Source organism: Idiomarina sp. T82-3, from assembly GCF_001577655.1.
Classification (GTDB): domain Bacteria; phylum Pseudomonadota; class Gammaproteobacteria; order Enterobacterales; family Alteromonadaceae; genus Idiomarina; species Idiomarina baltica.
In genome coordinates, this window is record NZ_LSBQ01000002.1 from 25203 (window position 1) to 37145 (window position 11943).

The following is an 11943-nucleotide window of genomic DNA, read 5'->3' on the forward strand; positions in this document are numbered from 1 at the left end:
GTATGACGAGTAGGCTGACGTGTTAAACCTACCGATTGATGCGATTAAGCTATCTTTACTCGAGCGCTGCCCAGGCGCTCGAGTTGTTATAGAAGCCCCTCCCGGGGCAGGTAAATCGACCGCTTTACCCTTACATTTACTGGCTTCAAGTGCTCTTCACGGTGACAATGAAGGGCTCATTGTTTTATTACAACCACGGCGAGTCGCTGCCTTATCAATAGCGAATTTTCTAGCAGAACAACTCAATGAACCTGTCGGTAAAACCATCGGCTACAGTATTCGCGGCGATTCAAAACGCAGCCAAGATACACGGCTAATGGTTATTACAGAGGGTATATTCACTCGCTGGTTGCAACAAGATCCCGAGTTACATGAGATTACCACTGTCATTTTTGACGAATTTCACGAACGTAACATACACAGCGACTTGAGCCTTGGCTTGGTGCTAGACTTGCTGCCATTACGGCCCGAGCTAAATTTGATAATCATGTCGGCTACCTTACCGGGGGAAGCGTTAACGACCTGGCTCACGAACGCGACAGAACAACGCTTTGAGTTGCTCTCAGTAGACGTGAAACGGTTTGATCTTGATGTTCATTATCGAGCCCCCTCTCGCCTAGAACGATGGTTAGAAGAGAGCGTACCGGTTATTGTGGAAGCTTTTCAACACGCACGTAAAGGAGTGTTAGTATTCTTGCCTGGGATGCGCGAGATCAAGTATGTTGAGCAACGTCTACAGGAGACGTTAATAGGTGAGGATGTGTCTATTTTGCATGGTAGCCTAACCGCCGATGTGCAACAGCAGGTGATTCGTGCGGGCGCTAGTAAACGGGTGGTTTTGGCTACTAATATCGCTGAGACCTCACTCACCATTGAAGGTATTGATACGGTAGTTGATACGGGGCGAGAACGACAATCCGTATATTTGCCTCAATATCGAGACAGTCGTCTCACAACGGCAATGATCGCTAAATCCAATAGTGAGCAACGGGCAGGTCGTGCAGCGAGACAGCAGCCTGGTAGAGCCTACCGATTATGGAGTGAAGATACTCAACAGCGCTTAGCCGCGTATAGTCCACCCGATGTAGCCACTCAAGAGCTAACGGATTTGATCGTTCAAGTCAAAGCGTGGGGAACAGAAGTAGAGGAGCTTAACTGGTTTACTCCACCGGATAGCGCGTTAGTCGAAGCCGCTAAAGACACGCTGACTGATATGGGGTTGTTAAAAGAGCAACGACTAACGCTTGCGGGGCAAGAAGTCGCTGGCTTTGGAACCGATGTTAGACTGTCGTGTATAGCATTACACGCCCGGGGTAAACTTCCTGAAGGAAAGCAGCGCGCACTAGCGCAGTGGCTAGCGACTTATGAGCAGCCCGATAAACGCTTCACAAATAGTGATAGCGTGATTTCCGCTCAGCAACATTTTCGTAACGCAACACGCGGTTCGATATGGTGGAAGCGGTTTGCGTATTGGTGTCAGGTATTTTCAATCGAACGGCAAGGCGCTACACAGTTTGAAGATATCGAAGAGGCCGTATTATTTGGCTTTGCTGACCGCATTGCTTATCAGGATAGGACTGATGAGGCACAACTTGCAAGTGGGGCGCGTATTTACGATTTGCAGAACTCATTTGGTAACCGAAACAACTCATCCTACTTTATCGCTACGCAACTGAGCTTGAGCGAAAAGCAACGTCATAACCGGCTGATCGGATATTTATCGATCGACAAACACAGGCTGCTGAGTCATCCCGCAGTAGGTTTGGTCGAACGAGAGGTTTACAATTGGACTAAAGACGGCGAGCGGCTCATAAAAACCAGTGAGCAGATGTGTGGCGCACTTGTCTTAGATAGGCATCAGGAGCCCGCCGCATTAACAAGAGACGCACTAAATGATGCTTTGACTCATTGGTTGCGGGCTGAGGGCCTTAACGCCATCGGCTGGAACAGCGGTACCGCAGGGTTATTAGCCAGGTTACAATTTCTATATCGCGCACGACCTGAACTGTTTAATATCGCCCCGTATGAAACGGACTTACTTGAGCACTTAGCCGATTGGGCATTGCCTTATTGGCATGGTATGACGGGCTTAAGACAGTTGAAGGGATGGCAACCGAATGAGGCGTTACTCAATACGCTGACTTACGAGGGGCAGCAACTGTTGAATAAGTGGTGCCCGACGCATTGGTTGGCGCCCAGTGGTCGACGCGTCATCATTGATTATCCGAGTAGCACAGAGTCTGAACGCTCACCAAAGGTTGCAATAAAGTTGCAAGAAGCTTTTGGTGAAGTCGCATCACCTACCGTGCTAAACGGACAAGTCGCCATTGCAATAGATTTGCTCTCACCGGCAGGTCGGTTATTGCAACGAACGCATGATTTGGCTTCTTTTTGGCGCTCGGGCTATCAGGAAGTTAAAAAGGAGATGCGCGGACGGTATCCCAAGCATCCATGGCCCGATGATCCGACACACGCAATTGCTACAGTAAAAACGAAGCGACAACTGAATGACAAGTAAACCCTGGTTAAACTACATTATTAAAACAGGCCTAAAACTCGGCCTGATTGTGGTCGTCATTTCGGCTTTCTATCTAATCTATTTGGACGCCACCCTCACGCGAGTTTTTGCCAATCAACGCTATCAGGCGCCTGCACTGGTCTATGCGGCGGAAAAAACACTTCGTGTGGGTGACTCGATAAGTCAGGCGCAAGTGATAGATGTACTTGAGCGTTTAAGTTATCAGCGCAGTAGTTCAACCGAAGCAACAGGATACTTTTCGGTTGCTGGCGATAGACTCATGGTGCATCGAAGGCCGTTTGACTTTGCTGACGGGCCCAAGATGTCGCAACGCGTTGAGCTAAACTTTCATCGTGGAAAAATTGCAACCATTGTGAGTTGGCCAGACGGACGTCAGCTACAGAACATTCAACTGGAGCCTCAGCTCATTGGTCGCATTAACTCGCTGAGCAATGAAGATCGCTTGTTAGTGGGATTAGAGATGATCCCGAGCTTGATGACTGAGACACTATTATTGGTTGAAGACAAAAATTTCTACCATCACTCTGGCGTTTCACCTCTCTCAGTGCTGCGTGCACTCGCTGCAAATATCCGCGCGGGTCGAACCGTGCAAGGTGGTAGCACGCTGACTCAACAGCTTGTTAAGAACCTCTATCTGACACGCGAACAAACATTGTGGCGTAAGTTCCACGAAGCGATGATGTCTTTAGTCATCGATTATCGGTTCGACAAAAACACGATCCTCGAAACTTACTTTAATGAAGTTTATTTTGGTCAAGACGGACGCCATGCAATTCATGGGGTAGGGCTTGCAAGTCAGTATTACTTTGGGCGTCAGGTGCAGGAACTAACCGCTGATCAGGTGGCAATGCTGATTGCGATGGTTAAAGGGCCGTCTTACTATGATCCGAGACGTTATCCTGAACGCGTACGTCAGCGCCGAGATCTCGTGTTAAGGCTAATGTATGAAAACGATTTATTGAGTAAAACCGATTTTATCGCAGCGATCGAGACTGACATCAAAGTGCGTGCTTCGCGTCGGCTAGTAGAGGATAGCTTTCCTCACTATCTTGAGCGTGTAAAAGATGAGCTTAGTCGCATCAAGCTACCACCCAATTGGCAAGAAAATGGTCTCAAAATCTTCACAGCGCTGGATATCGAAGCACAGCATCGGGCTGAACGCGTCATGGCTGATGGTATTCCTGGTCGGGAGATTAAAGACTTAGAAGGTGCTTTCGTCGTCAGTGATTACCAACATGGAAATATTGTCGCCTTGGTCGGTGGTCGCAATGCGAATCAAGTTGGCTTTAACCGTGCGATTAAGGCGTTGAGACCGATAGGCTCACTCATTAAACCCATTATTTATGCCACCGCAATGAGCGAGTCCGAGACAATGGGTCTAAATAGTCACGTTGTTGATGAGGCTGTTACGTTAACGGATGAGCGTGGTAAGCCGTGGAAGCCCCAAAACTACGATGACGAGTTTTGGGGAGACATGACAATTTATGACGCGCTCGTTTATTCGCGCAATCTGCCAGCAGTCCGTATTGGTTTGCAAGTAGGTGTTGAGAGGTTGATTACCCAATTAAGAAAAATGGGTGTAGTAACACCGATTCGTGACTATCCATCCCTTACACTGGGGGCTGTCGAAATGTCACCCCTAGCGGTTTCTCGGGTATTTTCTAGCATTGCAAATGATGGTGTATTTCAACCATTGAAAGCGATCAATGCGATTACTACGCACGACGGGCTACCGGTGTACGAGAATGCAAAAGAGGTTAAAAAGCGTGTATTAAGTTCTAAAGTCGCGTACTTAACTCGCTATGCGATGGCAGGGGTAGTCAGTAAAGGGACGGCACATGCGTTAGGCGAGGCGTTTCCGGGGACACCGATGGCTGGCAAAACAGGGACTACAAATGACTACAAAGACAGCTGGTTTGTGTCTATCGATGGACGCTATGTGGTGACTGCTTGGCTCGGTACAGATGATAACAAAACCACTTGGTTAAGCGGCAGTTCGGGCGCCTTACCAATGGTGTCACGCTTTTATCAGCAAGTTAAGCCAGAGCCGCTATCGCTCGTTCCTGTCGAAGGATTGACGTTCCAGAGCTTTCACCAAAAACAAGGCACGAGGATTCCGGATAATTGTCAGCAAGCGATTGTTTTACCTGCTATACCTAAACCGCTTGCTGAAAATATGAATTGTGACGCCCAAGTGGAAGAGAAAAGCTGGCTTGAGCGTCTATTTGGTGGTTAAGCTGAGAGTTCGCTAAACGCGATCTTAGCAGCCGCCAAAGTGTCTTCAATGTCTTGTTCGGAGTGAGCAGCAGACATAAATCCACCTTCGAAGGCAGAAGGTGCTAAATAGACACCTTGCTTGAGCATGCTGTGATAAAACGCTTTAAAGTGCTCCATATTGCACTCGGTAGCTTGTTTATATGAAGTCACTTGTTTCTCTTTAGTGAAGAAGAAACCAAACATCGAACCGGCGCGATTAGTGGTAAACGGGATACCCGCCTCGTCCGCGAGTTGTTGCATGCCGTCGAGTAATTGATCGACACGCGCGTATAACTGCTCGTAAAGTCCTTCCTGACTTAATTGTGACAGTGCGGCAAGTCCTGCCGACATGGCTACTGGGTTGCCGGATAAGGTACCTGCTTGGTAGACCGGACCCGTTGGCGCGATATGGTCCATGACTTCCTTTTTACCTCCGAAGGCACCCACAGGCATACCGCCACCAATGACTTTACCCAAGGTGGTTAGATCGGGAGTTACGTTGTAACGCTCTTGTGCGCCACCTGGGGCCGCACGGAAGCCACTCATGACTTCATCAAAAATAAGTACTGAACTGTAGTCGTCACAAATCGTGCGTAAGCCTTCTAGGAAGCCAGGTACGGGAGGGATACAGTTCATATTGCCAGCAACGGGTTCAACAATAATACAGGCGATTTGGTCGCCATACTGAGCAAAAATATCTTTAACAGAGTCAATATTGTTGTACTCAACTGTCAGCGTGTGCTTTGCAAAATCTTCTGGGATACCCGGTGAATTGGGTACGCCAAGGGTCAGAGCACCGGAGCCAGCCTTAACCAAGAGTGCGTCGGCGTGACCGTGATAGTTACCCTCAAACTTAAGGATCTTATCGCGACCGGTATAGCCACGCGCTAAACGAATCGCTGTCATGGTCGCCTCGGTGCCAGAGTTCACCATGCGTACTTTTTCAATAGACGGTACCAACTCACGGATCTTCTCTGCCATGGTGATTTCGACTTCGGTCGGTGTACCAAAGCTTAAACCCCGCTGCGCTGCTGTGATGGTGGCGTCTAAAACGACTTGATTATTATGACCTAGGATCATCGGACCCCAAGAACCCACGTAATCAATGTAGCGCTGACCATCGGCATCAAACATGTATGCACCATCGGCGCGCTCAATAAAAATAGGGCTGCCGCCCACACCGTTAAATGCACGTACCGGCGAATTTACGCCGCCTGGAATACTAATTTGTGCTTGCGTAAATAATTGTTCTGAACGACTCATGAACAGTTCCTTAAACTTGTTTGACAGATTTAACGCTTATCGCTGTACCAGTTTACCGGGCACTCATATTGGTCGACCTGATCGACAACACCCAAGGTGAGCGCGAACAGTGCCATCCGAATTAAGACGCCATTATCGGCTTGTCTGAATATCGCTAAATTCGGATTTTGGTTCAGATCGTTATCTAATTCGTTTGCTTCTGAGCGCGAATCACGCGGTAACGGGTGCATGATGACGGTATTAGGTTTGTAATGCTTGGTGTAGATATCTTGGTTTAACCGAAAACGTCCGCGGTATTGGTCAGCATCTTGAGGAGATGCAAAACGTTCTTGCTGGATACGCGTTTGGTAGACGATATCCGCATCGACGATACCCTCCATCGTTTCTGTAATATGGAAGGCATGACCCGCGTTATCGAGTGCATCGAGCACTGAGCTCGGCATTGATAGTTCGCGCGGCGAAATTAAAGTAAAGCGAACATTTTTATACATGGTCAGCAACTTCGACAACGAGTGTACAGTGCGTCCATACTTGAGGTCGCCGATCATGCAAATATGCATGTTATCAATAGTCTGACCGTGGTAGGCAAGCTCTTTTTCAATGGTATACAAATCGAGTAAGGCTTGTGTTGGGTGCTCATTGGCACCATCGCCTCCATTAATCACTGGAACGCGGCTACCTTCAGAAAACTCAGCGACTGAACCCGATTTCGGGTGTCGCATTGCGATAACATCGCTATAGCTACTCAACACACGAGCCGTGTCATAAAGTGATTCACCTTTAGCAATCGCAGAACTTTCCATACCGGTTGTTTCGCGCACCTCACCACCGAGTAGGTTGAAAGCAGTGCCAAAGCTGACCCGTGTGCGGGTGGAGGGCTCAAAAAACAAGTTCCCGAGAATGGCGCCTTCGAGCACTTTTGTGCGCTTTTGACGTCGCGCGTAGGGTTGCATTTTATCCGCAACGGAAAAAATGTATTCGACACTGTCGCGATCAAATTGGTTGACCGAGAGGATGTTGGAGCCGGTGAAATTCATAACGTATAAAGCCCTTTGCCAGCGGATGTCACTGGACGCTCAGTATATCAGATATTGTCTGCAAAAAAATCAGAACGGCTTCACTATCGCTAAAATGACAATGGCAAATAACAATAACACGGGGAATTCGTTAAAAACGCGATAAAAACGATGGCTGCGCTTATTACGGTTGTTTTTAAAGTCACTTAGTAATTTAAAGCAGTACCCGTGATAGCTATACAGTAAAGCAACCAGAACCAGCTTTACGTGCAGCCAGCCAGAAGCTGCAATCCAAGCACTACCGTACATAGCCATTAAAGTTACACCAAAAATTAAGGTTAGAACGGCAAACGGTGTTACAAAATAGAGTAATTTTCGTTCCATTATTTTAAATTGTTCATCAACGGCTGGTTGATTGGACATGGCGTGATAGACAAACAAACGGGGTAGATAAAATATCCCGGCAAACCATGCCACCATAAATATGACATGCAAGGCTTTAATCCAAAGCAAAGTGGACATCGTGGGTACAGCTCCTCTTAGGCAAGTTCTCGTTGTAGTGCGCGACGTACGATTTCCCAGGTCACAATACCGCAGGGTTCGCCATTGTCTTGATCAAAAATGTAGACAGCGCCTCGACGCTGACCACTCAGTTCATCCCACACTTCAGACAAGGTCGAAGTGACCTTGAGGCCCTTAATGGGCATATAATTAAGTGAAGGACTGTCGCCAGCGCCTATATCGTAAGTAACAATTCGATACTGCGGAAGGTTGTTGTCGTCGACATTCATGACAATAACGGTTTGGTTACTCGCTTTTTCTAATACATCTAAGAGCTCGTTTTGGGTCGGCTCCAGCAACAATTTAAATTGTGTCTCCATGACATGTTCAACTCCTGTTTTTTGCAACGCGACGGCGACAGGAGGAATTTGATAGGGCAGGTCTTGTAATTCTAGCTGTGCGATAAAGACAGACTTTGACCTAAACAGTTGGGACGAAATCAAATAGGCAGGAACGATAACCAGCATTGCGGGTACAATGATTTCGACACTGCCTGAGAGCTCTACAATGGCGAGTAGAGCGGCCATAGGCGCGTGAATACACGCAGCCAGTATTCCAGCCATGCCTAATAATATATAGGAGTCTAAGTGCTCCGCGCCAATTAACTGATATTGCACGAGGATATTGACGAATAACGCGGCGACCGCTGCACCCACGCCAAAGGCGGCGCCGATTAAGCCACCGGGTGTTCCCATGCCCAAGGCAATAGCGCTCGCGACGAGCTTAGCAAGTAGTAATGTTAAGAGTACGGCTTGTTGATCTTGGAACTGAACGACTTGTTGAATCGTCGATAGACCCGGGCCAAGACTGGTTGGGATTATGACAGCGAGAAAAGCGGTAATGAGTCCTGCGAATAGCAACCGCGTAAGCATTGCGGTGTCTTTTACCGTGTTCATGACGTCTAGCATGAGCTTTTTAAACAGCACGCCGATAATACCAACCGATATACCAAGCAGTATGACAAAGCCAAACTGAGACTCTGGCAATTCTTGCCCTTTCAACAACGTTAACTCGGTGGCGGGACCAAAAATTTGGTCAGTGATAATAGACCCTGCAACGGCTGCTAGCATGACGGGAATAAAGATATGGACTTTATATTCGCGCAGCACGACTTCCATCACCAACACCATTGCCGCCAATGGTGTATTGAAAGATGCTGCTATTGCCGCTGCGATTCCGCATGCAGCAAGTGTACGTACTGCGTTTTTAGGTGTATCAATGTGATAACCTAACCAAGTGCTGGCTGCCGCGCCTAAATGCACAGCCGGTCCCTCTCTTCCGACACTAAACCCTGCCGCCAATGCAATAATACCACCAAAAAATTGATTCACCGTACTACGCCAGGGAAGCATGCCATATTGCTGTTTCATACGATGGATTACGTAAGGGATACCGAGACGAACGCGCTTAGCTCTGGACAGCTTAAATAAAACGAACAAAGCCAGCGCGGCACCAACAGGTAGAGCAAACCGAGAAAAAGTCGGTAAAGGCTGTTGCCAGTGAGTCACATTACCGACAAGATAGGCACTTTGGTCAATAGCAAACCGGAAAACGACAATAAAAAGAGCCGCGACAATGCCACCGAGTAGTCCTAATAAACAGATAGCAACCGTTGTTGTCGGGGCGGCGAGTTGTTTACGCGCTCGTTTAATTATCGCTTGCCGGGAAAATTGCATGTTTTTTGTCCTACACGCAGCTTGCAGGTGAGTGGGTCATTAATACGCACTAACATACCATGAATACCGAGAATAAACAGACGTTAACAAATGATGAAGTTTACAAATCTGCCTAAAAAACTCAAACAGCGTATAGGTCCGCTGGCTTTCTATCTCGGCATCATGTCACTGCTGTGTGTAAGTATTTACTTTTCTTACTGGTTAGGTGGGCGGCTGGCTGACGTTGACGAAAAAACCGTAGCGCAACAAAGCGAACGTCTTGATCAACTTTACCAACAAATTGAAGGTTTAGAATATCAAACCAATGTGTTGAGTGTTGAACTTGATATTGAGCGCTCAGCAAATGAGGAGCTGCAGGCAGAGCTGACAGAGCTGCAAAATGACAACTATGCGCTACGACGAGATGTCGCTTTTTATCAGAAGATTATGGCGCCTGAGCTCGAGCAAGGTGGGGTGGTGATTGAGTCATTTGCGTTAACACCAAATGCCAATAAGCGACACTTCCATTTCTCTCTCGCTCTCTTACAGATTGAGCAGCGGCGACAATTTGTCGAAGGTAATATCACCATCGAATTGCAGGCACGAACCGGTGAAAAAACGGTGAAACGCTATAACTTACTTGAGCTAGCGAATATTGAGCCACGACCTCACGCATTTTCAATGCGCTATTTTAGTTTGCTCGAAGGTGACTTTATTTTACCGGAAGGCGTACTTCCTGAGCACGTCGATGTTAGGGTGACGCTCACTGAGGGTGGACAAGGACAATTGGAACGTCGGTTTTACTGGACACAAAGTATACGCAAGAATCGCTCGCTTGAGTTAGAAAGTAACCAGCAATCTTGACCTTAACGCCCGATATAAGCGAAAATTGCGTATTGAATACGCTCACCAAGGTGATGTTATGGCAGTAGAGCAAGCAATGCCGATCGAGTTCTCAGAACATGCGGCGGCCCAAGTTAAAAAGTTAATTTCCGAAGAAGAGAATCCAAACCTAAAACTTCGTGTGTATGTCACGGGGGGCGGTTGCTCGGGATTTCAATATGGCTTTACCTTCGAAGAGCAGATAAACGCGGGTGATATGCAGATCGATAAGGATGGCGTTACGCTCGTTGTTGACCCTATGAGTTTACAATACTTAGTGGGTGGCGTTGTCGATTACGAAGAAGGTCTACAAGGTTCGCGTTTTTTTGTGAACAATCCAAATGCGACAACGACCTGTGGATGCGGTTCGAGCTTCTCAATTTAGCCAATAGGCTGAATTCATTTCAGCGTTTAGGTAGAATACTCCTATCCATTCCGATTTGAGGGAGTATTATGAGTTTATACGCAAAGCATTTAGAAACGGTTACGCAGCGTTTTGACAAGGCGCTAGAGGACAATCAGTTTGAGTCTGTGTTGGTCTACGCAGGTCAACCGCGCGTTGCGTTTCTAGATGACAACCCCGCACCATATAAAGTAAACCCTCTGTTTAAATATTGGGTACCTGTACTTGAAAGCCCCAAAAGTGCTGTGTTCTACAAAAAGGGTGCCGGTAAGCCAATTGTTTATTTGTTTCAAGCACGCGACTTTTGGCACTCGCAAGCGAAAATCCCAGAAGAAGATTGGCAGCAACACGTTGATTTAAAAATCATCGATAGTTTAGATGCGATGGTTGCCGATCTGGGGAGTGAGCTTGAAAACTCAGCATTTATCGGCGAAGACTTTGCCGAACCGGTCTGTAGCTGGAACGTGAAAGCGCGTAACCCACAGGGCTTGATTGACCATTTGCACTTTCATCGAGCGGTTAAAACTGAATGGGAAGTAAATAACTTACGCGAAGCCAATAAGCTTGCAGCAAAAGCGCATGTCGCAGCTAAAGAAGCCTTCTATGCAGGCAAAAGTGAGCTCGAAATTCATGCGGACTACTTAGCGGCGATGAACTTCCGCGAGTCTCAGGTTCCTTACAATAGTATCGTCGCGTTAAATGAACACCCCGCGATTCTGCACTATGATGTGTACGACACTGAAGCACCTGCTGTGAGCCGGTCGTTTCTGATTGACGCGGGTTCATTATATAAGGGCTATTGCGCTGATATCACACGCACTTACGCGAAAGAAGAAGGTTTTTACGCCGATTTGATTAGCGCCGTCGATGCTGCACAACAAGAGCTCCTGACTGAAATCAAGCCGGGGGTGAGCTATTACGACTTGCACGTGTCGATGCACCATAAAATTGCGGCTATCTTAGAGCAGTTCGACTTTATCACGATTGACGCGGCGTCAGCGTATGAAAAAGGTATCACCAGTGCCTTTATGCCGCATGGTTTAGGTCACTTCATTGGACTACAAGTACACGATGTAGGGGGCTTCTTAAAGAATGATAAAGGTGATAGTTACCCACGTAATGAACGCCACCCATTCTTACGCTTGTTACGCGATGTGGAAGTAGGGCAAGTGTTCACGATTGAGCCAGGCTTATACGTTGTTGACCAGTTGCTTGAGGAGTTCGAAGGTAGCTCAGATATCAATTGGCAACGCGTGGATGAACTTCGTCCATACGGCGGCGTGCGTATTGAGGATAGTATTGTGGTGGGCGAAACCGAGAATGAAAATTTAACGCGTGATGCGTTTAAAGAGCTCGGCGCTGAGTAAT

At 47.5% G+C, this 11943-nt stretch carries 9 protein-coding genes; 5 read left to right on the plus strand and 4 right to left on the minus strand.

The genetic code is table 11. The annotated features are described in order from the left end of the window. Positions 1-19: 19 nt before the first annotated feature. Together hrpB and mrcB are read left to right on the plus strand one after the other, a co-directional pair. Entirely contained in the window at positions 20-2518 is a 2499-nt protein-coding gene (gene hrpB / locus AWU56_RS01330; RefSeq protein ID WP_286681555.1) for an ATP-dependent helicase HrpB, read from the plus strand. Beyond that, complete coding sequence (gene mrcB, locus AWU56_RS01335) at positions 2508-4775, plus strand: penicillin-binding protein 1B (RefSeq protein ID WP_272978633.1); 2268 nt, start codon at positions 2508-2510, stop codon at positions 4773-4775. Before hrpB ends, mrcB begins: the two co-directional genes overlap by 11 nt. Here mrcB and hemL read toward each other — a convergent pair. The 4 genes from hemL to AWU56_RS01355 all read right to left on the minus strand — a co-directional run bounded on the left by hemL (position 4772) and on the right by AWU56_RS01355 (position 9311). Then, entirely contained in the window at positions 4772-6058 is a 1287-nt protein-coding gene (hemL, locus tag AWU56_RS01340; RefSeq protein WP_006954303.1) for a glutamate-1-semialdehyde 2,1-aminomutase, read from the minus strand. The two genes, mrcB and hemL, sit on opposite strands and share 4 nt — an antisense overlap. 29 nt (positions 6059-6087) lie before the next feature. Continuing rightward, a complete protein-coding gene (locus AWU56_RS01345; protein WP_286681556.1) occupies positions 6088-7095 on the minus strand; it encodes an aspartate carbamoyltransferase in 1008 nt (335 codons plus the stop codon). Between the two features lie 69 nt (positions 7096-7164). Next, complete coding sequence (hemJ, locus tag AWU56_RS01350; RefSeq protein ID WP_286681557.1) at positions 7165-7596, minus strand: protoporphyrinogen oxidase HemJ; 432 nt, start codon at positions 7594-7596, stop codon at positions 7165-7167. Positions 7597-7613: 17 nt separating this feature from the next. Beyond that, on the minus strand, positions 7614-9311 hold the full coding sequence (locus AWU56_RS01355) for a chloride channel protein (RefSeq protein ID WP_006954297.1): 1698 nt from the start codon (positions 9309-9311) through the stop codon (positions 7614-7616). Between the two features lie 90 nt (positions 9312-9401). Between AWU56_RS01355 and AWU56_RS01360 the strand changes: the two genes are divergently transcribed. The 3 genes from AWU56_RS01360 to pepQ all read left to right on the plus strand — a co-directional run bounded on the left by AWU56_RS01360 (position 9402) and on the right by pepQ (position 11942). Continuing rightward, positions 9402-10154 carry a DUF6776 family protein gene (locus tag AWU56_RS01360; protein WP_272978637.1) on the plus strand — a complete coding sequence of 251 codons (753 nt, stop codon included), beginning with the start codon at positions 9402-9404 and terminating at the stop codon, positions 10152-10154. 58 nt (positions 10155-10212) lie between these two features. Then, on the plus strand, positions 10213-10557 hold the full coding sequence (gene erpA, locus AWU56_RS01365; protein WP_006954293.1) for an iron-sulfur cluster insertion protein ErpA: 345 nt from the start codon (positions 10213-10215) through the stop codon (positions 10555-10557). A 68-nt stretch (positions 10558-10625) separates the two neighbouring features. After that, positions 10626-11942 carry a Xaa-Pro dipeptidase gene (pepQ, locus tag AWU56_RS01370; protein ID WP_006954291.1) on the plus strand — a complete coding sequence of 439 codons (1317 nt, stop codon included), beginning with the start codon at positions 10626-10628 and terminating at the stop codon, positions 11940-11942. Position 11943: the final 1 nt, after the last annotated feature.

What these genes read in the sequence shown, in the direction of transcription:
- AWU56_RS01360 (WP_272978637.1), top strand. Translation starts at nt 9,402, where the DNA reads ATGATGAAGTTTACAAATCTGCCTAAAAAACTCAAACAGCGTATAGGT.
- erpA (WP_006954293.1), top strand. Translation starts at nt 10,213, where the DNA reads ATGGCAGTAGAGCAAGCAATGCCGATCGAGTTCTCAGAACATGCGGCG.
- hemL (WP_006954303.1), bottom strand. Translation starts at nt 6,058, where the DNA reads ATGAGTCGTTCAGAACAATTATTTACGCAAGCACAAATTAGTATTCCA.
- AWU56_RS01345 (WP_286681556.1), bottom strand. Translation starts at nt 7,095, where the DNA reads ATGAATTTCACCGGCTCCAACATCCTCTCGGTCAACCAATTTGATCGC.
- pepQ (WP_006954291.1), top strand. Translation starts at nt 10,626, where the DNA reads ATGAGTTTATACGCAAAGCATTTAGAAACGGTTACGCAGCGTTTTGAC.
- mrcB (WP_272978633.1), top strand. Translation starts at nt 2,508, where the DNA reads ATGACAAGTAAACCCTGGTTAAACTACATTATTAAAACAGGCCTAAAA.
- AWU56_RS01355 (WP_006954297.1), bottom strand. Translation starts at nt 9,311, where the DNA reads ATGCAATTTTCCCGGCAAGCGATAATTAAACGAGCGCGTAAACAACTC.
- hemJ (WP_286681557.1), bottom strand. Translation starts at nt 7,596, where the DNA reads ATGTCCACTTTGCTTTGGATTAAAGCCTTGCATGTCATATTTATGGTG.